Annotated in this window: 22 protein-coding genes; 6 read left to right on the top strand and 16 right to left on the bottom strand. The window is 44.9% G+C overall.

Annotated features, from left to right (window positions below; translation table 11 throughout):
- Window positions 1-9 precede the first annotated feature (9 nt).
- Together opuBB and opuBA are read right to left on the bottom strand one after the other, a co-directional pair.
- Window positions 10-663, bottom strand: a complete 654-nt coding sequence (gene opuBB / locus MHI44_RS07665; RefSeq protein WP_003228370.1) for a choline ABC transporter permease OpuBB — start codon at window positions 661-663, stop codon at window positions 10-12.
- Window positions 664-679: 16 nt separating this feature from the next.
- Window positions 680-1,825 (bottom strand): choline ABC transporter ATP-binding protein OpuBA, encoded by a 1,146-nt coding sequence (gene opuBA, locus MHI44_RS07670; RefSeq protein ID WP_003228368.1) that lies wholly within the window; start codon window positions 1,823-1,825, stop codon window positions 680-682.
- Between the two features lie 283 nt (window positions 1,826-2,108).
- Here opuBA and MHI44_RS07675 point away from each other — a divergent pair, with 283 nt between their 5' ends.
- The gene (locus MHI44_RS07675; RefSeq protein WP_003243347.1) at window positions 2,109-2,642 is read left to right on the top strand and encodes a GbsR/MarR family transcriptional regulator; all 534 of its coding nucleotides are present in this window, start codon (window positions 2,109-2,111) and stop codon (window positions 2,640-2,642) included.
- Between the two features lie 31 nt (window positions 2,643-2,673).
- On the opposite strand, the gene opuCD is transcribed toward MHI44_RS07675, so the two are convergent.
- From opuCD to opuCA, 4 genes are read right to left on the bottom strand one after another with little or no spacing between them, the layout of a single operon-like run.
- Window positions 2,674-3,348 (bottom strand): glycine betaine/carnitine/choline/choline sulfate ABC transporter permease OpuCD, encoded by a 675-nt coding sequence (gene opuCD, locus MHI44_RS07680; protein ID WP_014478003.1) that lies wholly within the window; start codon window positions 3,346-3,348, stop codon window positions 2,674-2,676.
- A 17-nt stretch (window positions 3,349-3,365) separates the two neighbouring features.
- The gene (opuCC, locus tag MHI44_RS07685) at window positions 3,366-4,277 is read right to left on the bottom strand and encodes an osmoprotectant ABC transporter substrate-binding lipoprotein OpuCC (RefSeq protein WP_003228350.1); all 912 of its coding nucleotides are present in this window, start codon (window positions 4,275-4,277) and stop codon (window positions 3,366-3,368) included.
- 19 nt (window positions 4,278-4,296) lie between these two features.
- Entirely contained in the window at window positions 4,297-4,950 is a 654-nt protein-coding gene (opuCB, locus tag MHI44_RS07690) for a glycine betaine/carnitine/choline/choline sulfate ABC transporter permease OpuCB (RefSeq protein WP_003228349.1), read from the bottom strand.
- Window positions 4,951-4,972: 22 nt separating this feature from the next.
- A complete protein-coding gene (gene opuCA / locus MHI44_RS07695) occupies window positions 4,973-6,115 on the bottom strand; it encodes an osmoprotectant ABC transporter ATP-binding protein OpuCA (protein ID WP_128740728.1) in 1,143 nt (380 codons plus the stop codon).
- A 263-nt stretch (window positions 6,116-6,378) separates the two neighbouring features.
- Between opuCA and opcR the strand changes: the two genes are divergently transcribed.
- Entirely contained in the window at window positions 6,379-6,936 is a 558-nt protein-coding gene (gene opcR, locus MHI44_RS07700) for an opuC operon transcriptional regulator OpcR (RefSeq protein ID WP_003228345.1), read from the top strand.
- Window positions 6,937-6,953: 17 nt separating this feature from the next.
- Here opcR and MHI44_RS07705 read toward each other — a convergent pair whose 3' ends face one another.
- On the bottom strand, window positions 6,954-7,589 hold the full coding sequence (locus MHI44_RS07705; protein ID WP_339203264.1) for an NAAT family transporter: 636 nt from the start codon (window positions 7,587-7,589) through the stop codon (window positions 6,954-6,956).
- Between the two features lie 149 nt (window positions 7,590-7,738).
- On the opposite strand from MHI44_RS07705, the gene MHI44_RS07710 reads away from it, so the two are divergent.
- Window positions 7,739-8,353, top strand: a complete 615-nt coding sequence (locus tag MHI44_RS07710) for a PH domain-containing protein (RefSeq protein ID WP_003228342.1) — start codon at window positions 7,739-7,741, stop codon at window positions 8,351-8,353.
- A gap of 131 nt (window positions 8,354-8,484) precedes the next feature.
- Entirely contained in the window at window positions 8,485-9,183 is a 699-nt protein-coding gene (locus tag MHI44_RS07715; protein WP_038829386.1) for a zinc ribbon domain-containing protein, read from the top strand.
- A gap of 35 nt (window positions 9,184-9,218) precedes the next feature.
- Here MHI44_RS07715 and MHI44_RS07720 read toward each other — a convergent pair whose 3' ends face one another.
- Window positions 9,219-11,036: a zinc ribbon domain-containing protein gene (locus MHI44_RS07720; RefSeq protein WP_088272512.1), complete on the bottom strand. Its 1,818-nt coding sequence runs from the start codon at window positions 11,034-11,036 to the stop codon at window positions 9,219-9,221.
- A 125-nt stretch (window positions 11,037-11,161) separates the two neighbouring features.
- On the opposite strand from MHI44_RS07720, the gene MHI44_RS07725 reads away from it, so the two are divergent.
- Window positions 11,162-11,623 (top strand): GNAT family N-acetyltransferase, encoded by a 462-nt coding sequence (locus MHI44_RS07725; RefSeq protein ID WP_021480624.1) that lies wholly within the window; start codon window positions 11,162-11,164, stop codon window positions 11,621-11,623.
- 44 nt (window positions 11,624-11,667) lie between these two features.
- On the opposite strand, the gene eno is transcribed toward MHI44_RS07725, so the two are convergent.
- The 7 genes from eno to araE all read right to left on the bottom strand — a co-directional run bounded on the left by eno (window position 11,668) and on the right by araE (window position 20,579).
- Window positions 11,668-12,960 (bottom strand): phosphopyruvate hydratase, encoded by a 1,293-nt coding sequence (gene eno / locus MHI44_RS07730; RefSeq protein ID WP_003228333.1) that lies wholly within the window; start codon window positions 12,958-12,960, stop codon window positions 11,668-11,670.
- A gap of 29 nt (window positions 12,961-12,989) precedes the next feature.
- A complete protein-coding gene (gene gpmI, locus MHI44_RS07735) occupies window positions 12,990-14,525 on the bottom strand; it encodes a 2,3-bisphosphoglycerate-independent phosphoglycerate mutase (protein ID WP_003228330.1) in 1,536 nt (511 codons plus the stop codon).
- Window positions 14,518-15,279, bottom strand: a complete 762-nt coding sequence (gene tpiA, locus MHI44_RS07740; RefSeq protein ID WP_003243394.1) for a triose-phosphate isomerase — start codon at window positions 15,277-15,279, stop codon at window positions 14,518-14,520. Before tpiA ends, gpmI begins: the two co-directional genes overlap by 8 nt.
- 30 nt (window positions 15,280-15,309) lie before the next feature.
- Window positions 15,310-16,494: a phosphoglycerate kinase gene (locus MHI44_RS07745; RefSeq protein WP_003243051.1), complete on the bottom strand. Its 1,185-nt coding sequence runs from the start codon at window positions 16,492-16,494 to the stop codon at window positions 15,310-15,312.
- A 316-nt stretch (window positions 16,495-16,810) separates the two neighbouring features.
- Window positions 16,811-17,818 carry a type I glyceraldehyde-3-phosphate dehydrogenase gene (gene gap / locus MHI44_RS07750; RefSeq protein WP_003219957.1) on the bottom strand — a complete coding sequence of 336 codons (1,008 nt, stop codon included), beginning with the start codon at window positions 17,816-17,818 and terminating at the stop codon, window positions 16,811-16,813.
- A 46-nt stretch (window positions 17,819-17,864) separates the two neighbouring features.
- Window positions 17,865-18,887 carry a gapA transcriptional regulator CggR gene (gene cggR, locus MHI44_RS07755; protein ID WP_009968188.1) on the bottom strand — a complete coding sequence of 341 codons (1,023 nt, stop codon included), beginning with the start codon at window positions 18,885-18,887 and terminating at the stop codon, window positions 17,865-17,867.
- Window positions 18,888-19,184: 297 nt separating this feature from the next.
- Window positions 19,185-20,579 (bottom strand): arabinose-proton symporter AraE, encoded by a 1,395-nt coding sequence (araE, locus tag MHI44_RS07760; protein ID WP_003243899.1) that lies wholly within the window; start codon window positions 20,577-20,579, stop codon window positions 19,185-19,187.
- A 203-nt stretch (window positions 20,580-20,782) separates the two neighbouring features.
- Between araE and araR the strand changes: the two genes are divergently transcribed.
- Window positions 20,783-21,871 carry an arabinose utilization transcriptional regulator AraR gene (gene araR, locus MHI44_RS07765; protein ID WP_003243070.1) on the top strand — a complete coding sequence of 363 codons (1,089 nt, stop codon included), beginning with the start codon at window positions 20,783-20,785 and terminating at the stop codon, window positions 21,869-21,871.
- Window positions 21,872-21,919: 48 nt separating this feature from the next.
- Here araR and MHI44_RS07770 read toward each other — a convergent pair whose 3' ends face one another.
- Window positions 21,920-22,930 (bottom strand): LLM class flavin-dependent oxidoreductase, encoded by a 1,011-nt coding sequence (locus MHI44_RS07770; RefSeq protein ID WP_151870045.1) that lies wholly within the window; start codon window positions 22,928-22,930, stop codon window positions 21,920-21,922.
- Window positions 22,931-22,998: the final 68 nt, after the last annotated feature.

Here is a 22,998-nt window from a genome sequence, read left to right on the forward strand (position 1 = left end):
GCCGCCTCCTTATGACAATTCCTTCAATCTCTGCATGCCGGCAGGTGTCAGTTTTCGTTCAGCAACTGCCAGCACATAATCAATCACAATTGCCAATATCGTGACAGGTACCGCGCCCCCGATGATATATTCCGGCTGATATAAATTCAGTCCGATAAAAATGTAATCACCCAATCCGCCGCCTCCGATAAAGGAAGCAAGCGTGGCCCAGCCGATTAAGTAAATCGTCGATGTTCTGATTCCCGCCATGATTACTGGCGCGGCAAGCGGCAGCTCCACCAAGCGGACTTGTTCAGCCGGCGTCATTCCGATTCCTTTACCAGACTCGAGCAGATTTTTGTTGACGCCGCGAATGCCGGTATACGTGTTGCGAAGAATCGGCAATACGGAATAGAAAAACAAAGCCACAATGGCCGGAACCTTCCCTACACCAAGGAGCGGAATAAAAAAAGCGAGGATGGCCAGACTCGGCAGCGTCTGAATGATATTGACAATGCCGATAATGGTGCCGGCTCCTTTTTTCATTCTGGTAAGCACAACTCCGAGGGGGACGGCAACCAGCACACCTAAGATCACAGCAATGAGCGATATCGTAATATGCTCGTATGTTTTATAAAGAAGCTCGCCCCCATTGGTTTGCAAAAATTGAACAATATGATGCATGACTTATCGCCCCTCCCTATGACAATGCTGCGAGCTGCTTTTCTTCTCCCCAGAGGGAGTCATACACGATGTCGACCAGACTTGCCCTCGTCACAATTCCGATCAGGCGTCGGTCTTCATCCACAACGGGAACATATTTGACACCCCGTTTTAAAATTTTGCGGACCGTGTCGCGCAGCAGTGTGCCACCCAGTACTGTGTATATATCTTCATGTAAAACTTCACTGACGAGATTGGCCTTTTTCCGGCATTGATCAATGATTTCAACATCGACATAGCCTTGCAGAACGCGCTCGTCATCGACGACCAGCAATGAATCGACCCGTTCCTGCCTCATCAGCTGAATGGCCTCAGAAAGCGTTTTATCCGCGGTGATCGTTACAGGCTGTGTGTTCATAATCTGGTCAACCCGTTCAACATCCGGGCTGGATGACTGAATCAGCCGCTCCTTGCCGATAAATTCCTCAACAAATTCGTCTGCCGGATTTCTTAAAATGTCATCGGGCGTTCCTACTTGAACGATTTCTCCCGCTTTTAAAATCACAATCCGGTCTGCCAGCTTAATCGCTTCATCCATATCATGGGTAACAAATACGATGGTTTTATGTAAGGTTTTTTGCAGTTTTTTAAATTCTTCCTGGAGGGAATCCCTCGTAATCGGGTCGAGTGCCCCAAACGGTTCATCCATTAAGATAAGCGGTGGCTCCGCGGCAAGTGCCCGTAATACACCAATTCGCTGCTGCTGCCCCCCGCTTAATTCATGAGGGTAACGGTCTACATATTCTGGCCCCATATCGACCAATTTTAAAAGCTCACGCGCCCGCTCTTTCCGCTGCTGCTCCGGCCATTTCAGCAGTTTTGGGACGAGTGAGATATTCTGCTGAATGGTCATATGGGGAAACAGGCCGATCTGCTGAATCACATAGCCAATTTTGCGCCTGAGCTCTACAGGATCCTGGTCCATGATGTTTTCGCCGTCAATGAAAATCTTCCCGGCGGAAGGCTCAATTAATCGGTTAATCATTTTCATTGTTGTCGTTTTTCCGCAGCCGCTCGGCCCGATAAAGCAGATAAATTCGCCTTTTGCAATCTTAAGATTTACGTTGTTCACGGCTTTTTTGCCGCCCTTGTATGTTTTCGAGACATTTTCTAATGTCAGCAAACATCGCACCTCCAAAATTAAGTTTATTCAATTTGTTCAGTTTAAATTTAATTTTTCAGACAATTGAATGCTTCCCATTATAGAATAAAGTTTATAAAATAAAAAGTTTACAATTTGTTCATATTATTTATAAAGTATGTGTAAACGCTGATTTACCCGCATTGACGTGTGTTGATCTCCTTATTGCTCCAATTTCCTGCCAAATTCTCTTTTGACAGCATTTTCGCCGTATCAAAAATGTGGTATATTGACATCGGAATTGTTAGCTGAAAGGATGAAACCGTTGGAGAAAGATCCGTTAACGATCATTGAACAAGCCGAGGACCATTTTATAGAAAGAATCGCGGAAAACATGCATGCATTTGGAATGCCCTCTACCGTCGGACGAGTGCTGGGCATTATTTATATGAATCGAAAACCGATGACGCTTACGGAATTATCTGAGGCCACCGGCATGAGTAAAACACGTATGAGCCAGGTAGTGCGGGAAATGCTTGATGCCAACATTGCCGAGAAGGTATTCGAAAAAGGCGTGCGAAAAGATTTATATGAGGTTGAGCAGGACTACTATCAAACATTTATCACGCTGTTTTCAGCCACCTGGAGCAAAGTCGTCAGCAAAAACAAAATGATGCATAAAAAACTCAATCGGGAGCTGCTTAGCGTGTTGGATGAAGAGCTTACTCCTGAAGCGGAAGAAAAAGTGAATGAGCTGCTGAAGGAATTAAAGGAATGGCTCGATTATTATAATTGGCTCAGCCGTTTGATTGAGTTTTTTGAGAGCGAAGACATTTTTAAATATGTGCCGAAGCCGTAAAAAACGCCCTGTCATTACAAGGCGTTTTTTCTTATGCGGCACCTGCCAGATTTTTCTTCTTTCTCTTTTTAATCGGGCTTAATGCTCGTTCAAGCCAGCCCATGACCAAATCGGCAATCACCGCCATCAGAGCTGTGGGGATCGCTCCCGCTAATATAATCGCGGTTCCGTTTGTGGCGTTTGATCCTCTGACGATGATGTCCCCGAGACCGCCAGCACCGACAAATGTCCCGATGGCCGTAATGCCGATGGCAATGACAAGCGCGGTGCGCAGGCCGGCCATTATGACAGAAAGCGCAAGCGGAAGCTCGACCATCCGCAGCACTTGAAATTTTGTCATCCCCATTGCTTTTCCGGATTCAAGATAGGCGTGCTCAATACTGATAATCCCAGTATACGTATTTCTGATAATCGGCAGAAGAGAATACAGAAATAATGACAATATCACCGTATTAGCGCCCAGCCCCATGACAAGCATCAGCACGGCGAGCATGGCGAGAGCCGGGATCGTCTGAATGACGTTCGTGACCGCAAAAACCCATCCGCTTAATCTTCTGTATCTGGCTATCAGGATGCCGAGCGGAATTCCAACAATGGCGGCAAATAAAACGCCGTATACCGACATCAGAAAATGGCGGTAAAACTCCTGCAGCACATAACCGCCGTTTTGCGAATAGTATGTGCCAAGCTGCTGTAGTACTTCCATATGATCCACCTCTTTTCTTAGTCAAAATAATGATGTTTCTCTAAAAATTCCTTTGCTACGACAGACGGCTCCTTCAGCTTGCCATCCACCTCATAATTAAGTTCCTGCATCGTTTCCGTGTCGATTTGCCCAATCAGCTTATTGATCACACCTTCAAGTTCCGGATGCTCCTTAAGCACCTTTTCCGGAATCACCGGTGAACAGTCATACGGCGGAAAGAAACGCTTATCGTCTTTTAAGATTTTCAGATCATATGCTTTAATCCGTCCATCCGTTGAATAAGCCAAAACCGCATCCATTTTCCCGTTTTTGACTGCGTCATAGACTAGCCCGATCTGCATTGGATAAGTTGTGCCGAACTCAAAGCCATATGTGCTGACAAAGCCTTTATACCCGTCGCCTTTTCGTTTCAGCCAAGCATTGTCGACGCCTAATTTATATTGGGAGGCATTTTTCTTCAGGTCAGACACGGTGTTAATATGCTCCTTTTCCGCAAACTTTTTTGTTACGGTGAAGGCATATGTGTTATCAAAGCCGTAGGAATCAAACCATTTATAGGAAAAGCGCTTTTGAAACTCGTTCTGCACAATGTTCAGCGCTTTTTTCGGATCTTTCTCCGCTTCCTTGCCGAGGGTGCTTGTTAAATCTGTTCCGGAATAGCGCGTGGCTGAAATATCAATGTCACCGCCCAGCATCGCTTGGTGCTGAACATAGTTTGAGCCGAGGTTTTTCACTAAAGCGGTATTCAAATCTGTATCATGTTCAATAAGCTGCGCGATCATATTCGCTACAATTTCTGATTCTGTCATGCTTTGCGCCCCGATTTTGATCGTGTCGTCAGAAGCGCCGCCGAGACCCGGCAGAGAGCAGCCGCCTAGCAGCATGACAAAGACGAGAGCAAACGCGCCAAGCCATTTGATTTTTGTCATTTTCAACAGTGCCAACTCCTTACGAAACTTCCTTCATCCCTTGCAAGCCTTTCGGCGTCACCTTTCGTTCTGTCACAGCCAGCACATAATCAATAATAATTGCCAGAATTGTGACAGGCACGGCACCGCCAATGATATATTCAGGCTGGTATAGGTTCAGTCCGATAAAAATATAGTCCCCGAGGCCGCCTCCCCCGATAAACGACGCAAGTGTCGCCCAGCCAATTAGGTAGATCGTTGATGTGCGGATCCCCGCCATGATGATGGGAATCGCCAGCGGGATTTCAACGAGCCGAATCTGCTCCCAGCCGGTCATGCCAATCCCTTTCCCCGATTCCAGGAGGTTTTTATTTACACCTTTAATGCCGGTATACGTATTGCGCAGGATCGGCAGCACCGAATAGAAAAATAAAGCGACAATCGCAGGCACTTTTCCTACGCCGAGAAGCGGAATAAAAAAGGCTAAAATCGCCAGACTCGGCAGGGTTTGCACAATGTTTACGAAACCGATTACCGCACCTGCGCCTTTTTTCATTCTGGTAAGAGCAACGCCGAGCGGCACTGCAACGATAATGCCCAATACAACGGCTATGAGTGAAATATATAAATGCTCTCCTGTTTTATACAGCAGCTCTCCGCCGTTCGTTTGCAAAAAAGTCATCATTTGATTCATCTTAAAAGAGCTCCTCCCCTGGTCAGATCGTCATGAGCTGGTTTTCCTCGTCGCCCCAAATGGAATCGTATACGATATCAACGAGGCTCGCTCTTGTCACAATCCCTGCTAAATGGTTCTGTTCATCGACCACCGGAACATACTTGATCCCCTGCTTCAAAATTTTTCGGACTGTATCGCGAAGAAGCGCCCCTTTTTGAACGGTATATATATCTGAACGGTATACGTCGCCAACGATGCTCGCTTTTTTGCGGTTTTGATCAATCATTTCCACATCAACATAGCCCTTCAGCACGTTTTGCCGGTCCACAACGAGCAGCGAGTCAACACGTTTTTCTCTCATCAGCTGAATCGCCTGAGAAAGCGTTTTGTCCGCAGATACCGTCACCGGCGTTCTGTTCATCATTTGCTCTACCCGCTCGATATCCGGTCTTGACTGAATCAGGCGCTCTTTCCCGATAAATTCTTCAACAAACTCATTTGCCGGGTTTCGAAGAATCTCATCAGGTGTGCCGACTTGAACGATTTCTCCCGCTTTTAATATCACAATCCTGTCAGCAAGCTTAATCGCTTCATCCATATCGTGGGTTACAAACACAATCGTTTTGTTTAAGGTTCTCTGCAGTTTTTTGAATTCTTCCTGAAGGGAATCACGCGTAATCGGATCAAGCGCTCCGAACGGTTCATCCATTAAAATGAGAGGGGGTTCCGCTGCCAGGGCGCGCAGCACGCCGATTCTCTGCTGCTGTCCGCCGCTGAGCTCATGCGGATAACGGTCTAAATACTCTGGGCCCATATCCACAAGCTTTAACAGCTCGCGCGCCCGTTCTTTCCGTTTTTCCTCAGGCCATTTCAGCAGCTTTGGTACGAGTGAGATGTTCTGCTGGATGGTCATATGGGGGAACAAACCAATCTGCTGAATCACATAGCCGATTTTTCTCCTCAGCTCAACCGGGTCCTGTTCCATAATATTTTCTCCGTCGATAAAGATCCTTCCAGACGATGGTTCTATCAGTCTGTTGATCATCTTCATCGTCGTCGTTTTTCCACAGCCGCTCGGGCCGATAAAACAGATAAATTCACCTTTGGCAATAACTAAATCAATGCTGTTCACAGCTTTTTTGCCGCCTTTATATACTTTTGACACTTGTTCCAATTTCAGCAATCCGTGCACCTCCGCAGGTTTCCTTTAAATTTTCTGAAAAGTATAATCCTTATTATAGTTTGAACTTTGTAAAATAAAAAGTTTACAATGTGTTGAAATTATATGTTATTTATAGATTATTTATTGTTATGACCGAGACGGAAAGGGTGTTCTTACAATTACGCCGGATACCTCCCACTTCCTCTGCATTCAGCTATTTTCAACACCAGGAAGAAATATGATATATTGACACCATCAATTGCCATTTGAAGGGATGATCAGCTGTGAAAAAAACCGCTCTCGACATCATTGAACATGCTGAAGAGCATCTCATTGAGAAGATTGCCGAGAATATGCATACGTTTGGAATGCCTTCAACTGTCGGACGTGTGCTCGGAATTATTTATATGAATCGAAAACCAATGACCTTAAGCGAGCTCTCTGAGGCAACGGGCATGAGCAAAACACGGATGAGCCAGGTTGTCCGGGAAATGATCGATGCCAATATCGCCGAAAAGGTGTTTGAAAAAGGCGTACGAAAAGACCTTTATGACGTCGAGCAGGATTATTATCAAACCTTCATTTCTTTATTCGCGGCGAATTGGACAAAGGTCGTGAGCAAAAACAAAGTGCTGTATAAAAAATTAAACCGGGAGCTGAGTGATCTTTTACAAAGGGACGGGCTTACCCCGGAAGCGGAAGAGAAAGTCAATCAGCTGCTGAATGAATTAAAAGAATGGCTTCATTACTATGATTGGCTGAGCAGGTTGATTGAATTTTTTGAGAGTGAGGAAGTCTTTCGGTATGTGCCGAAAACAAAAGAAAGCAGCTCTCTAAAATAAGAGAGCTGCTTTTTGCATCATGAGGTTAAGACCGGAAACATGCCTTTCAGCCCGGCACCAATCATCCCGACCGCAACCACGGCTAAGATTAATCCCATCAGTCTGGTAATCACATTCATCTCGGTTTTTCCGAGTTTGCTGCTGATAAAAGCAGAATAGTGGAAAAAGAGAAAGGTCAGGGCAATAACGGCGGCTATGCCGATCATGACAGCCGCATAATGACCAATGCCGCTATGACCGGCGGAAAGGCTCATTACTGTTGCAATCGTTCCGGGCCCAGCAATAATCGGAATGGATAAAGGTGTGACTGATATATCCGCTTTTTCCTTGCTTTCCTTATGTTCATCATGGTGAAGAGATTGCACGTGTGATTCTTTCGCATTCAATAGATTATAGGCAATGCCGAAAATGAATATGCCGCCCGCCACTCGGAGCGCGTGAATGTTGATATCAAACAGTTTAAAGATAAGATGGCCGAAAACCAAAAAAGCCACGAGAATAAAAAAGGATAAAACAGCTGCCTTCCTGGCAATCGCTTTTCTTTCCGCTGCAGTATAGCCTTCTGTCAGCGTCAGAAATATCGGTACGTTTCCGATCGGATTCGATACTGCGAATAAAGAAATGAAGACGTGAACGATGAATGAGAACATCATATACCTCCTTGTTGATAGTCTCTGCACAGGAAATAGAATTATTCTCCACCCTTTTACCCGGAGGCGATTTCCCGGTAAACCTTTATAGCCTGTCAGAAACGCGCCATGCTACAATGAAGTGACAAATTGAATAGGAAGGACGTATACAGATGTTCAAAAAAATTGCGGCAGATGCCTTGGGCTTATCTGATATCGGAAAAATTATCGAACCTCAGGACTATGACAAAACAGACGCAGATGATTATGTCATGCATGAAGATAATGAGAAAATTTATTTCTTGATTAAAACAAAAGCAGACGAGTATTGCTTTACGAACCTGGCCCTGATCCATGTAGACGGCGAACGCGCCACTTCCTCGAAACGAACGTTGAAACGCTATCCTTATTCGCAATATAAAATCTCTGACGTTTTTCTTGAAACTGCCGGAAAAGTGGATTTGGATGTTGAAATTAAGTTCAAGCTGGGCGGTGAACAATTCGACATTGATGTCCACAAAGACCAGATTGAAAAGTTAAAAGACCTTTATAAAGCACTGCTTCGCATCGCTGAAACAACCTATGAAAATGACATTTTAATCAATCAAGCGGAGCAAAGCTTAGATAAAGCAGTGACGATTCTTCACCATACCCGCCCTGAGCACGTTAATATTGAAACGCAATACAAAGAGCTGACCGAATTCGGATTCACTTGGCTGACATCCGTTCGCTCACAGTATCATATCAAGGATTTTGGGGATGTATTTGAGAAATATATGAATAACTAGATAAAAAAAGACACAGCTGCTATCGGGCTCGTGTCTTTTTTTGTATGAATATTGATTACTTTACAAATTTTTTCTTTTATAATAAAACTATTAGTCTATTTTCCCTATATTACATGTAAAGGAGTTATTTTATGTATTGTCCTCAATGCGGCCATCAAACAGATGGCGGAAATTTTTGTGAGAAATGCGGATCACCGCTCCCCGGTCAATCAGGCCACCAGCATCCAGCTCAAACTGGAGCCGCTGCAAAGCAAGCAGCAAAACAGTTCGGTTCATTTGTCTTATCCGTCCTGAAACGCCCTTATCAGGAATGTAAAGCAACAGGCGGAGAGCAGTTGATCAGCGCGGTGATTACGCTGGTTCTTTTCAGTTTGCTGACCCCTTTGATGTTTTATATTCTTTTTTCAGACGGTCCCGGAAGCGTAAGCTTTACAGCAATCTTCTTAGAGCCAACCATTTATTTTATTTTATTTCTATTTGGCCTGCATGCATGCATCTTTTTCGCCCTGAAAATCGCGGGAAACCAAGTATCTTTCAAGGATTCATTCTCAAGATTCGGAGCGTTTCTCATACCGTTTACGGCTATTTTGATTCTTGCCCTTTTCTTCTTTTTATTACATACAGACATTTGCTTTACCATATTAGCCGTTGGTTTAATCGGTGCATTCTTCGCCATTCCTCCTGCGATGCTGGGCAGTTACCAGCATTCATATAAAGGGAAAATTGATGTCATTTACTCAACGATTGTGATTTATCTGATCATCTGCGTTACATTTCAGCTTATTATCGAACACTATGTCAAAGAAATTTTCCGTTATATGCTCTTTTAAAAACAACCCCATCACCTGCTGGTGATGGGGTTGTTTTATTGAATAGACGTTAAGTAAATTCTTCCGTTCTTCACTACGCCGGTGTAGGTCCAGTTATATGTTCTGAGCTTTGGACTGCCGCCTGATTTTGTGATATAGAATTCTTCATACGTCTTAATCGTGATAGCCGACCCATTTTGGCTCCAGCTTTTCACTTCATAGTTATTAAAGTCTTCTGTTGTCCCCTCTTTATTTAATTTCGACACGAGATGCTGCTGGTCGGAATAAAGGGAACTGCCTTTTTCAAGGCTGTCTTCCATCAGTGAGAAATTATTTTGATTCACGGCATCTGCCTGACTTTGCAGATAACTGCCCATAAATAATGTCACTTGTTCATCCGTAACATCGCCGCTTGCAGAGCTTTCACTGCCTTTGTTTTTCGAGCCAGCCCAGGCGGAAGTGTATGTCTCTGGTTTATCATTTTTGATTTTCTTTATATTTGTACCTGCAGATTCGAATGTTGATTCTGCATCTTCGAAAATCCACTTTTTCTGTTTTTTATCATATGAAAGAAGATATTCATAACTCGGACTGTCGTCAGTCATTTCAGATTTTGTATAGTCGTTATACGAAGAAGACTGGTGAAGTTCTTTTCCTGTTACCGATACCTGCCACGTTCCGTCGTTTTTCTGAGAGAGGGCAAATGTGTCCAGGTCAAAATCAGTTTCCAAGTATCTATCTTTTAAGTATGAATCCGCGCTTTTCATAGAATCGACGGTGTCCTTCGTCTCCGCCTTCCAATTGGCACTTGCCTCTGTCATCTGGGCTGTATTCCCATCAGATAGAGCTTTGGAGTATTGTTTTGTTGTTTTGACAATTGTGTTCATAATCTGTTCCTGTGTATCTTGATCAGGAATTAACGTTAACTCCATTTCTTTATCATCGATCGGAACGCCGGCAGTTTTTGTTTTTCCCCACGGAAATTCTGCCTCGACTGAAGCTGTCATTGATCCATCTGTCAGCAGCGGACCATATGTTACGGATTTGAACGGATCTTTATGAATTGATTTACCGTTAATCAGCAAATCTCCCTTCCCGCTCTTGATGTCATCCGCTAAGCTGAATGTCACATCGTCTGCTTCCAATGAGAGATCAACACGAAAGCTGCTATCGCCAATCGCCTGAATGTCTTCCTTTTTCACAAGGTCAACGACATCGTTTTTCAGTTTGGCTGAGACTGTATATTCGCCGGGAATGTACGGACCAAGGGTTTGTGCTTGATCTGCTTTCTTTACAGATCCGGCTTCCTCTTTATTGACATATAGATCGGTATTTTTATAATTGCTGCTCACTTCAAAATAAACAGGTGCTACCTTTAAGTCATAATGGTCAAATACCAGCAGGCTTTTCCCGTCTTTTTCTGCATATACGATATCCTTCTGGGCTGTTTCATCCCGCAGCGATGCAAAAAGTTCATCTTTTTTGTCTGGATGATCCTTCAAATATGTAAGAAACGGTTTTACATTATTTTTAGTGAGTTTAAGATTGTCATTTACCGGTGTAAGCAGAGTCGCGATTTGGTCCTGATCCCCATCATTTACGGCCTGTTCAAACTTGTCTACTAACCTATCCTTTGAAGTAAAATACGCTCCGGTTTTATATGCGGCGAATAATATAACGCACGCCGCGGCAATGCTGCTCCATAAAATGATGGTTTTCTTAGGGATCGGTTTTCGCGGAGCCTGCCTCGTTTCTGCAGTGCTAGCTGTTTCTTGATTTGCCTGTTTGCTACCCCCTCCGATCGGGGTGCCGCATTGTTTACAAAACTTGGCTCCTTCATTATTCTGGGAGCCGCAATTCTTACAAAAAAACATGACTTTCCTCCTATTCTACTAATTTGATAACATTTACTGCTTTTCATATTTTATAATAAAACAGAATGAAATTGGGAACGAATGAAAAAATTAAATGTCTATCAGACTAAAAAGGTGGTACGAATATGCAAAAGCTCAGGATTGAATTAGGAGAAGAAACAAATGACGAATTATATGATCTATTGCTGCTCGCCGATCCATCGAAAGACATTGTAGATGAATATCTTGAGAGGGGAGAATGTTACACAGCTTGGGCCGGTGATGAGCTTGCAGGTGTTTATGTATTGCTAAAAACAAGGCCGCAAACAGTTGAAATTGTAAATATTGCGGTAAAAGAATCTCTTCAGAAGAAGGGCTTTGGCAAACAGCTTGTACTTGACGCCATTGAAAAAGCGAAGGAGTTGGGGGCGGACACGATTGAAATCGGAACGGGGAATTCGAGCATTCATCAGCTTTCCCTCTATCAAAAATGCGGATTCCGCATTCAGGCGATCGACCACGATTTCTTTCTCAGACATTATGATGAGGACATTTTTGAAAACGGGATTCAATGCCGCGATATGGTAAGGCTTTATTTGGATCTCTGAAAGCATAAAAAAGCCGCCGAGAGAAAATCCCGGCGGTCTTTTTATTACTTGTTTAAGTTGTAGAAAGAGTTGATACCGTGGTATTGAGCAGTTTCAGCCAACTGATCTTCGATGCGAAGAAGCTGGTTGTATTTCGCAACACGGTCCGTACGAGACGGAGCACCTGTTTTGATTTGTCCTGCGTTTGTTGCCACAGCGATGTCAGCGATTGTGCTGTCTTCAGTTTCACCAGAACGGTGAGAGATAACAGCTGTGTAGCCTGCGCGTTTCGCCATTTCGATCGCATCGAATGTTTCAGTCAATGTACCGATTTGGTTTACTTTGATCAGGATAGAGTTGCCTACGCCGTTTTTAATACCTTCAGAAAGTTTTTTCGTGTTTGTAACGAAGAGGTCGTCACCAACAAGCTGAACTTTTTTGCCAAGACGCTCAGTAAGAAGCTTGTGGCCTTCCCAGTCGTTTTCGTCAAGTCCGTCTTCGATAGAGATGATTGGGTATTTAGAAACAAGCTCTTCATACCAGTCAACCATTTCAGCAGATGTTTTCACAACGCCTTCGCCAGACAGATGGTATTTGCCGTCTTCTTTGTTGTAGAACTCAGAAGATGCAGCATCCATAGCAAGTTTAACTTCTTCGCCAGGTTTGAAGCCGGCTTTTTCGATTGCTTCAACGATTGTTTGAAGCGCTTCTTCGTTAGAACCAAGGTTTGGAGCGAATCCGCCTTCGTCACCTACAGCAGTGTTTAAGCCTTTTGCGCTTAATACTGATTTCAGGCTGTGGAAGATTTGAGCGCCCATGCGAAGTGCTTCACGGAAGTTAGGAGCACCTACAGGCATGATCATGAATTCTTGAATATCCACGTTGTTATCAGCATGCTCTCCGCCGTTTACGATGTTCATCATCGGTACAGGAAGCGTTTTTGAGTTGAATCCTCCAAGGTATTGGTAAAGAGGAATCTGTAAGAAATCAGCAGCAGCACGCGCACAAGCCATAGATACGCCAAGGATTGCGTTCGCACCAAGTTTACCTTTGTTTTCAGTACCGTCAAGCTCGATTAAAAGCTGATCGATTGCGTTTTGTTCAGTTACATCAAAGCCAAGAAGCTCTGGAGCAATGATTTCGTTTACGTTGTTAACAGCTGTTAACACGCCTTTTCCAAGGTAACGGTCTTTGTCGCCGTCACGAAGCTCAACCGCTTCGTATTCACCTGTAGAAGCTCCGCTTGGCACTAATGCGCGGCCGAAAGCTCCTGTTTCTGTATATACTTCAACTTCAACTGTTGGGTTGCCGCGGGAGTCTAATACTTCGCGTGCATAAACATCAACAATGTATGGCATGAGTTTTGTCTCTCCTTTTGATTTTCAAATTATTTTTGAATTAAAGATGTTCCTGTCATTTCTTTCGGTTTTTCAACACCAAGAAGGTCTAATAACGTTGGTGCAAGGTCGCCTAGGATTCCGCCTTCACGCAGCGTAATGCCTTCTTTCGTTACAATCACAGGGACTGGGTTTGTTGTATGCGCAGTGTGCGGTTCGCCTGATTCTGTAATCAGAATGTCAGCATTACCGTGATCAGCGGTAATGATAGCGTGTCCGCCTTTAGCAAGGATCGCGTCAACGACTTCGCCCAAGCATTCGTCCACTGCTTCAATTGCTTTAATTGTTGGTTCAACCATTCCGGAGTGGCCGACCATATCAGGGTTTGCGAAGTTAAGAATGATCGCGTCATGCTTGTCAGCTTCAATTTCTTTGACAAGCGCGTCTTTCACTTCATACGCACTCATCTCAGGCTTCAAGTCATACGTTGCAACTTTAGGCGAGTTGATGAGAATACGCTCTTCACCCGGGAATTCAGCTTCACGGCCGCCGCTCATAAAGAACGTGACGTGCGGATACTTTTCAGTTTCTGCAATTCGAAGCTGTTTTAACCCGTGCTGAGATAATACTTCTCCGACTGTGTTATCAAGATTTATCGGTTTAAACGCTACATAGCCGTCAACTGTTTCACTGAAGTGAGTCAGGCAGACGAAATACAGGTTCTTTGGATAATTCTCGCCGCGGTCGAAGTCACGGAAGTCTTTGTTTGTGAACGTGTTGGAAATCTGGATGGCGCGGTCCGGTCTGAAATTATAGAAAATCACAGAATCGCCGTCTTGGATTTTCGCAACAGGCTCACCGTTTTCTTTTGTGATGACAGATGGAATCACGAATTCATCGTAGATACCATTTGCATATGAATCATCAACAACATCCAGGGCGCTGCGGTAAGATGGGCCTTCGCCGTACGCCATTGCGCGGTACGCTTTTTCTACACGGTCCCAGCGTTTGTCGCGGTCCATAGAGTAGTAACGTCCGGAAATGCTGGCGATTTCACCCACACCGATTTCCTTGATTTGATCGTTCAGCTGGTTGATGTACGTTTTCGCTGTCTGCGGACCTACATCACGGCCGTCAAGGAAGCCATGGATATAAACCTTTGTCAGCCCTTCTTTTTTCGCAAGCTTTAACAGTGCGAATAAATGGTTGATATGGCTGTGCACGCCTCCGTCAGATAAAAGACCGAACAGGTGCAAGGCTTTGTTGTTTTCTTTCGCGTTGCTGATCGCGTCAAGGAATGTTTGATTGCGTTCGAACTCTCCTTCGCGAATGGCAACATTTACGCGTGTTAAGCTTTGGTACACAATACGTCCCGCACCAATATTTAAGTGACCTACTTCGGAGTTCCCCATTTGCCCTTCAGGAAGACCTACAGCCTCGCCTGAAGCAGTCAATGTTTGATGAGGATACTGGTTCCAGTAGCGGTCAAAATTCGGTTTTTTCGCTAAAGCGACTGCGTTCCCTACTGTTTCGTTACGTAATCCGAACCCATCAAGAATGATGAGTGCAGCTGGTTTTTTACTCATATTGACCTTCCTCCAATAATTGAACGAATGACTGTGGCTCAAGGCTCGCGCCGCCGACCAAAGCACCGTCAATATCGGACTCTGCCATATATTCTTTAATGTTTGCAGGCTTTACGCTTCCGCCGTATTGGATGCGAAGCTTGTCTGCAGCTTCTTGGCTGAAGCTTTCAGCGACGGTTTTACGGATATGCGCACACACGTCATTCGCATCTTTCGCTGTAGAAGATTTGCCTGTTCCGATTGCCCAGATTGGCTCATACGCAATAACAGAAGCAGCAACTTGTTCTTCAGAAAGACCAGCAAGGCCTTTTTTCACTTGGTCAGCAACAAGATCATTTGTTTTGCCAGCTTCACGCTCTTCAAGCGTTTCACCTACACAGATGATCGGCACAATGCCGTGTTTGAAAGCTGCGTGTGCTTTTTTGTTAACTGTTTCATCAGTTTCAGCGAACATTTCACGGCGCTCAGAGTGGCCGATGACGCAGTAGTCAACGCCAAGGTCTTTCAGAGCAACCGGGCTGATTTCGCCTGTGAACGCGCCGCTTTCTTCGAAGTGCATGTTTTGAGCGCCGACTTTTAGGTCAGTGCCTTTCACAGCAGAAGCAAGCTTTTCTAAGAAAAGCGCTGGCGCGCAAACAACAGCTTCAGCTTTGTCTGCTGCTGGAATGGAAGATTTCACTTCTTCAACGAAGCTGACAGCTTCGCCGAGTGTTTTGTTCATTTTCCAGTTACCGGCGATAATTGGTTTTCTCATCTGTTCCACTTCCTTATAGCAGTTTTGAGATTATTTATCGTTCAGTGCAGCTACCCCTGGAAGCTCTTTGCCTTCCATAAACTCAAGGGATGCGCCGCCGCCTGTTGAGATGTGGCTCATTTTGTCAGCAAGGCCGAATTTTTCAACCGCTGCCGCAGAGTCTCCTCCGCCGATGACAGAGTATGTATCTTTCGCCTCTGCCAATGCTTCCGCAACCGCTTTTGTTCCTTGAGCGAACAAGTCGATTTCGAATACGCCCATTGGTCCGTTCCACACGACAAGTTTGCTGTTTTTGATGACGTCAGCATACGTTTCGCGTGTTTTCGTACCAATGTCGATTGCTTCTAAATCACTAGGGATTTCAGAGATCGGCACAATTTTCACGTTTGCATCGTTAGAGAAATCATCTGCAACGAGTACATCTTCAGGCATGTAGAAGTTAACGCCTTTTTCTTTAGCGCGGTCCATAAATGATTTCGCAAGCTCGATTTTATCCTCTTCAAGAAGAGATTTACCGACTTCATAGCCAAGCGCTTTTACGAAAGTATAAGCAAGACCTCCGCCGATGATCAGGTTGTCTACTTTATCAAGAAGACTTTCGATTACACCGATTTTGTCTTTTACTTTCGCTCCGCCGATGATCGCTGTGAACGGGCGGTCAGGGTTGGAAACCGCTTTTCCAAGTACATCAAGCTCTTTTTCCATTAAGAAACCTGCAACTGCTGGCAGATGCTCGGCAATTCCAGCTGTAGATGCGTGAGCACGGTGGGCAGCACCGAATGCGTCATTTACATATACATCTGCAAGCTCAGCAAATGCTTTTGCAAGCTCAGGGTCATTTTTCTCTTCACCAGGATAGAAACGTACGTTTTCCAATACAAGAACGTCTCCGTCCTTCATCTCGGAAATTTGTGCTTTTACAGCATCGCCGTATGCTTCATCCGCTTTTTTCACTTCTTTGCCAAGCAGTTCGCCGAGACGTGCAGCGACAGGAGTTAAACGAAGCTCCTCAACCACTTCGCCTTTCGGGCGGCCTAGGTGGCTCGCAAGAAGGACTTTTGCGCCTTGGTCTGCAAGGTGTTTGATTGTTGGAAGCGCAGCACGGATACGTGTATCGTCTGTTACTTCCCCGTCTTTCATTGGAACGTTAAAGTCAACGCGGCAGAATACAACTTTGCCTTTTACGTCGATGTCTTTGAGAGTTTTTTTATTCATGCCTAGGAGATCCTCCTTCAAAATGGTTTGCATACAGCACGAAAAACGTGAAACCGTCTGTTCAAGCGATAACTCCGCTAGGGCAGATCGCAGTCTTTTTCGGCACAGGGCAGTTCGTCTAAAAGCCAGGGCAGCGGCCTTAGGCGAAAGCGCCGGCAAAGCTGCTTAAAACGCGGTCGTTTCTCTATCACAGAGCGTTTTCTGAAAGCCGGTCTTCATGGAAAAAGGGAAAGGGAGTCCGTCCCCTTCCCTTGTCCGCTTTCATTATAGCGCTTCTATTCGAAAGAACCAAGTCAGGTCCTTTTTCAGCTATAAATTAAAGACCTTTTTTTGCGATGTAAGCTGCAAGGTCAACAACGCGGTTAGAGTAGCCGCTTTCGTTATCGTACCAAGAGATTACTTTTACCATGCTGCCTTCCATAACCATTGTAGAAAGAGCATCGATTGTAGAAGAGTTTTTGTTTCCGTTGTAGTCGCCAGAAACTAATGGCTCTTCGCTGTAGCCAAGGATTCCTTTAAGGTCGCCTTCAGCCGCTTCTTTAAGAGCTGCGTTTACTTCTTCAGCTGTTACTTCTTGGTTCAGTTCAGCAACCAAGTCAACTAGAGAAACGTTTGGAGTTGGAACACGCATTGCTCCACCGTTCAGTTTGCCTTTTAGTTCAGGAAGAACTAGAGAAACTGCTTTAGCAGCACCAGTTGATGTTGGGATGATGTTTTCAGCTGCTGCACGCGCACGACGGTAGTCTTTGTGCGGAAGATCAAGGATTTGCTGATCGTTTGTGTAAGAGTGAACAGTTGTCATCATACCGCGTTTGATGCCGAATTTATCGTTAAGTACTTTTGCAAACGGCGCAAGGCAGTTTGTTGTGCAAGATGCGTTAGAGATAACATCGTGGTTAGCCGCATCGTATTTATCTTCGTTAACACCCATAACGATTGTGATATCTTCTTCGTTAGCAGGAGCAGAGATGATTACTTTTTTCGCGCCAGCTTCTAAGTGTTTCGCAGCGTCTGCGCGTTTTGTGAAGAAACCAGTAGATTCAACTACGATTTCAACGCCTTGTTTGCCCCAGCTAAGTTTAGCAGGATCGCGTTCTGCAGAAACTTCAATTGTTTTGCCGTTAACAACAAGGTTGTTACCGTCAACTGAAACTTCAGCGTCTAATTTTCCGTGTACAGAATCATATTGTAAAAGGTGAGCCAGCATGTTAGCATCTGTTAAATCGTTAACCGCTACTACCTCAACTTCAGGATTGTTTAATGCTGCGCGGAATACGTTACGTCCAATACGACCAAAACCGTTAATACCGACTTTTACTGCCATGATTGTTTCCTCCTTTAAATAAGTGAGAGATATTTATATTGAGGGATTATTCATCCCTTAATAACTTCTTTGCGGCTCCTTCGTCTGTGACGAGAACCGTGTTGCGTGGCTTTTTAAAGTAAGCCTCGATCGCCTCGGCTTTTGATGATCCGCCCGCTACCGCAATAATATCGGGGATGGCGTCTATGTCATCCAGCTGCATTCCGACAGAATGCACTTTGTGAACCACTTCGCCGTCCGCGTTAAAATAGTAGCCGAACGCTTCCGTCACCGCGTCGTTATCATCTATTTTCTTTAAGTCTTCTAAAGGCGTGTTTCTGCGCTGAGCCATAGTTTTAGCTTCGCCGATTCCATGAACCAGCATACTCGCTGATTTAATGGTGTTCAGCACCTCTTTGACAGAAGGCTCTTCAATAATAGATGAATAGGCGCCTTGTGACAGCTGTCCCGGAACAAACAAAAGCCGGTAAGTGCCTGAAGCCTTCTCCGCCATATGCGCGCATATGGTGTTCGCCTGGTTTTTCACATCTTCGCCTAAACCGCCTCTTGCAGGCACAAACAAAAGCTCGCGGTTTTTAGAATCCGGCGTCATCATTTCGGCGACAGCTTCAATTGTCGTACCGCCAGTTACAGCGACGATATTTTTGCCTGAAAATCTTTTTTTCATACATGCGACAGCCGCTCTTCCCATTTCTTTTTTGACCCATGGGGATTGATCGCTGTCTCCGGATACGATAATGGCATCCTTTAGATTTAAACGTTCTTTTAATGTCTTTTCCAAAAGAGTCAAACCTAAAACATCTTTCATCGTATCTTCCAAAACAGAAAGCAGTTCATAGCCCTCTTCTGTCAATGTCATGCCGTTTGTCTTAATATCGACCAGGTTCTGTTCCTTTAAAAACTGAACCTCGCCCCTCAGCACACGCTCGCTGATTCCGAGACTGGCAGACAGGCTTCTTCGCCCGATGGGTTCTGTCAGCCTGATATACTGCAAGATTTCAAACCTCTTTTGCATAACGAGCAGAAGATCAGGCAATAATTTTTTTTGAGCTTGTATTAACTGGTTCATGACTCAAACGTTCCTTCCTTTTTCGCTGGACATTATATGTCCCGCTATGACAAAAAACGTCCCGTCATAGCCAAAAAAAATCATTTCTGCTTTCTTTAATTATTTTAACAGGGTGGAATTGTTTATTCAACTGTTAAGAGCCAATTCATCGACAATATTCGCAGAGTTTTCATGCCGCGTCGTTTTATCCAGCAATATTTTATCCTATATATCTTTATCTTATACAGAAAGCGCCAAATGGTGCATCCCAATATAAACAGCCCTTCCCGTAGAAAGGGCTGTTTCATTAAAGCGTTTTCATTTTATCCAAAGCTTTTCAATTTCCTCGAGCGATTTGTTCTTCGTTTCCGGACAGATCGTAACGACAAACAGGAAACAAAGGATGTTAATCACCGCAAAGATCCAAAATGTATAGGCGAGCCCGAAAGAATCGATCATCATTGGCACAAACTGTCCGATCGCCCAGTTTGCTCCCCATAAAAAGATGGTCGCAATGCCCGCGGCCCGCGCACGCAGATGGTTCGGGAAGATTTCAGAAATCATAATCCATGTGATCGGTCCGACCGAGACACAGAAAGCAGCGACAAAACCTAATATAAGGACGATCATCATGATCCCGCTTGTTAACTCAAAATAAAACGACGTCCCGATTAAAATCATAAAAATAGCCATAAAAGCAGAACCGATGGACATCAGTTTTTTTCGTCCGACTTTATCAATCAGCAACACCGCAATAACGGTAAAGATGACTTCTACAACACCGACGATACAAGTTGTCACAAATCCGGCGTTTTGCCCGAATCCCATCATTTTAAAGATTTCCGGCCCGTAGTAAGTAATGGCGTTCATGCCGATGACTTGGTTAAACAGCGCCAGCAGGATTCCAATGACAAGCGCCTTTCTGAGACCCGGCTTAAACAGCTGGGAGAGCGACCCCATTTGTTCTATTTTTAAAGAGTTCTCAATGTTCTTTAATTCTTCTTTTGCAACAGTTTCTCCATTAATACGTGTCAGGATCTTTAAAGCTTCATTTGTTTTGCCCGCTTTCGCCAGCCATCTCGGACTTTCCGGGACGACGAGCAGGACAAGGAAAAAGATGACGGACGGCACCATTCCGTAAGCAAGCATCCATCTCCAGCCGGTGTGCACGCCCCATTCGTATGTTCCGGACCGCTGCACAGCTAGATTAATAAAGTATGTTGCGGAAATACCCAGTATCGTAAAGAGCTGATATAACGAAGATAAACTTCCGCGTATGGCGGGCGGTGCCGCTTCTGTAATATACGTAACAGAGAGCGATGAGCCCATCCCGATTCCCAGCCCCCCGATAATCCTTGCAATGATTAAGGTGGACACGTCTTGAGAAAGTGCTGAAACGATTGCTGATATCGCAAATAACAAAGCGGCTGTCATTAAAATTTTTCTCCGGCCGAATCTGTCACTTAAAAATCCGGATATCCCGACGCCCACAACTCCTCCAATCATAATGCTTGAAATGACAAGTCCCTCCATAAACGGACTCAGGCTGTATAAATCTTTCAGAAAACCGATGGCGCCAGAAATCACTGCCGTGTCATAGCCATACAATAAGCCGCCAAGCCCCGCCGCACATGAGATCAAAATGACAAATCCCATTGAATGGCTTCTTGTTACAGGAACATTTGGTTCTAATTGAGTTGGAGTATTCTTCATTTCCCTGCCCTCCCGAATGTTGAATAAAGCGTTTACATTCCACTTTTCAATTGTACGTACTTATATTAAAATTTAACGAAAATTACATATAATTAGTACGTACAAATATAGAATAATCTTGTTTGCATTTTCTGTCAATGTTTTCTTACAAAGAACGCTGTGATATACTGAAATTTGTCCGTATACATTTTGGAGGAATGGATATGTTACCAAAATACGCGCAAGTAAAAGAAGAAATCAGTTCTTGGATTAATCAAGGCAAAATACTGCCCGATCAAAAAATCCCTACCGAAAACGAATTAATGCAGCAATTCGGCGTCAGCCGGCATACCATCCGTAAAGCGATCGGAGACCTCGTATCACAAGGTCTGCTGTACAGCGTGCAAGGCGGAGGCACCTTTGTCGCTTCACGCTCTGCTAAGTCAGCGCTGCATTCCAATAAAACGATCGGTGTTTTGACAACCTACATATCAGACTATATTTTTCCGAGCATCATCAGAGGAATCGAGTCCTATTTAAGCGAGCAGGGGTATTCTATGCTTTTGACAAGCACAAACAACAACCCGGACAATGAAAGAAGAGGCTTAGAAAACCTGCTGTCCCAGCATATTGACGGACTCATCGTAGAACCGACAAAAAGCGCCCTTCAAACCCCAAACATCGGCTATTATCTGAACTTGGAGAAAAACGGCATTCCTTTTGCGATGATTAACGCGTCATATGCCGAGCTTGCCGCGCCAAGTTTTACCTTGGATGATGTGAAAGGCGGGATGATGGCGGCGGAGCATTTGCTTTCTCTCGGCCACACGCATATGATGGGTATTTTTAAAGCTGATGACACACAAGGCGTGAAACGGATGAACGGATTTATACAGGCGCACCGGGAGCGTGAGTTGTTTCCTTCTCCGGATATGATCGTGACATTTACAACGGAAGAAAAAGAATCAAAACTTCTGGAGAAAGTAAAAGCCACACTGGAGAAAAACAGCAAGCACATGCCGACAGCCATTCTTTGTTATAACGATGAAATTGCGCTGAAGGTGATTGATATGCTGAGGGAGATGGATCTTAAAGTGCCGGAGGATATGTCTATTGTCGGGTACGATGATTCACATTTCGCCCAAATCTCAGAAGTGAAACTAACCTCTGTCAAACATCCGAAATCAGTGCTTGGAAAAGCAGCCGCCAAATATGTCATTGACTGCTTAGAGCATAAAAAGCCGAAGCAAGAGGATGTCATATTTGAGCCTGAGTTGATCATTCGCCAGTCCGCACGAAAACTGAATGAATAAAAAAAGCAATGTATGGGTCTCCCCGCTACATTGCTTTTTTTATAGCTGTTATCTGTTGTTCCAAACGTCAGCGATGATTTCAAACGAACGCATTCTGTCTGCGTGTTCAAAGGTTTCTGAGTTAACCATAATTTCGTCAGCCTGTGTCATTTTGACGAAATCTTCAAGCTTCGCCTTCACTTCTTCCGGACCTCCGACAATCGTGGAGCTCAGCTGCTCATTGACCATCGCTTTTTCATACGGGCTCCAGATTTGATCCATATCCTCAACAGGCGGTTTAAGCTGGTTCGGCGTACCGCGGACAAGATCAAGAAACCTTTGATAATGCGAAGTCGCAAGGTGCTGCGCTTTCTCGTTTGTATCTGCCGCGATAATGGTGACACCGACCATCGCATACGGTTCGTCGAGCACGTCTGACGGCGTGAAGGAATTGCGGTACAGCTCCAAAGCGGGAACCGTATTCGCCGGTGAGAAATGGGCCGCGAACGCAAACGGAAGACCAAGTTCGCCAGCCAGACGGGCGCTGAAGCCGCTTGAGCCCAGCAGCCAAATCGGCACATCTATGCCCTCTCCCGGAATAGCGCGGACTTGATTGCGCACATTTCCCTTCGGTTTAAAGTAATTGCGCAGTTCCTCTAATTGTTCTGGAAAATCCTCCCCGCTGTTGATGTTTCTGCGGAGCGCTCTGGCTGTCAATTGGTCTGTTCCCGGCGCACGTCCAAGCCCCAGATCAATCCGCCCGGGATACAGTGTTTCCAGTGTGCCGAATTGTTCAGCAATGACTAATGAAGAGTGGTTCGGGAGCATAATGCCGCCGGAACCGACGCGGATTTTCTTCGTGCCTCCGGCAATATGGCCAATCAAAACTGCGGTGGCAGAGCTTGCAACACCTTCTATATTATGATGTTCAGCAAGCCAGTAACGGTGATAGCCCCATTCCTCTGCCCGGCGCGCCAAGTCCATGCTGTTTCGGAATGATTCTGCAATCGTTCCTCCCTGAACAACCGGAGATAAATTCAAGACAGAAAGCAAGGTATCTTTGCGTTGGTTGTTAGACATATTGTTCTCCTTTGCAAATGTGTTATCAGTAAACAGCCCAAAGCTGTCAGGTCATGATTGAAAGAACT

The sequence above is a fragment of the Bacillus sp. FSL K6-1366 genome (assembly GCF_037976695.1).
In the GTDB taxonomy this organism is placed as follows: domain Bacteria; phylum Bacillota; class Bacilli; order Bacillales; family Bacillaceae; genus Bacillus; species Bacillus subtilis.

Coding starts and splice junctions, on each gene's coding strand:
- opuBB (WP_003228370.1), bottom strand. CDS start 663: ATGCATCATATTGTTCAATTTTTGCAAACCAATGGGGGCGAGCTTCTT.
- opuCD (WP_014478003.1), bottom strand. CDS start 3,348: ATGGAAGTACTACAGCAGCTTGGCACATACTATTCGCAAAACGGCGGT.
- opuCC (WP_003228350.1), bottom strand. CDS start 4,277: ATGACAAAAATCAAATGGCTTGGCGCGTTTGCTCTCGTCTTTGTCATG.
- opuCB (WP_003228349.1), bottom strand. CDS start 4,950: ATGAATCAAATGATGACTTTTTTGCAAACGAACGGCGGAGAGCTGCTG.
- MHI44_RS07705 (WP_339203264.1), bottom strand. CDS start 7,589: ATGATGTTCTCATTCATCGTTCACGTCTTCATTTCTTTATTCGCAGTA.
- MHI44_RS07710 (WP_003228342.1), top strand. CDS start 7,739: ATGTTCAAAAAAATTGCGGCAGATGCCTTGGGCTTATCTGATATCGGA.
- MHI44_RS07715 (WP_038829386.1), top strand. CDS start 8,485: ATGTATTGTCCTCAATGCGGCCATCAAACAGATGGCGGAAATTTTTGT.
- MHI44_RS07720 (WP_088272512.1), bottom strand. CDS start 11,036: ATGTTTTTTTGTAAGAATTGCGGCTCCCAGAATAATGAAGGAGCCAAG.
- MHI44_RS07725 (WP_021480624.1), top strand. CDS start 11,162: ATGCAAAAGCTCAGGATTGAATTAGGAGAAGAAACAAATGACGAATTA.
- eno (WP_003228333.1), bottom strand. CDS start 12,960: ATGCCATACATTGTTGATGTTTATGCACGCGAAGTATTAGACTCCCGC.
- gpmI (WP_003228330.1), bottom strand. CDS start 14,525: ATGAGTAAAAAACCAGCTGCACTCATCATTCTTGATGGGTTCGGATTA.
- tpiA (WP_003243394.1), bottom strand. CDS start 15,279: ATGAGAAAACCAATTATCGCCGGTAACTGGAAAATGAACAAAACACTC.
- MHI44_RS07745 (WP_003243051.1), bottom strand. CDS start 16,494: ATGAATAAAAAAACTCTCAAAGACATCGACGTAAAAGGCAAAGTTGTA.
- gap (WP_003219957.1), bottom strand. CDS start 17,818: ATGGCAGTAAAAGTCGGTATTAACGGTTTTGGTCGTATTGGACGTAAC.
- cggR (WP_009968188.1), bottom strand. CDS start 18,887: ATGAACCAGTTAATACAAGCTCAAAAAAAATTATTGCCTGATCTTCTG.
- araE (WP_003243899.1), bottom strand. CDS start 20,579: ATGAAGAATACTCCAACTCAATTAGAACCAAATGTTCCTGTAACAAGA.
- araR (WP_003243070.1), top strand. CDS start 20,783: ATGTTACCAAAATACGCGCAAGTAAAAGAAGAAATCAGTTCTTGGATT.
- MHI44_RS07770 (WP_151870045.1), bottom strand. CDS start 22,930: ATGTCTAACAACCAACGCAAAGATACCTTGCTTTCTGTCTTGAATTTA.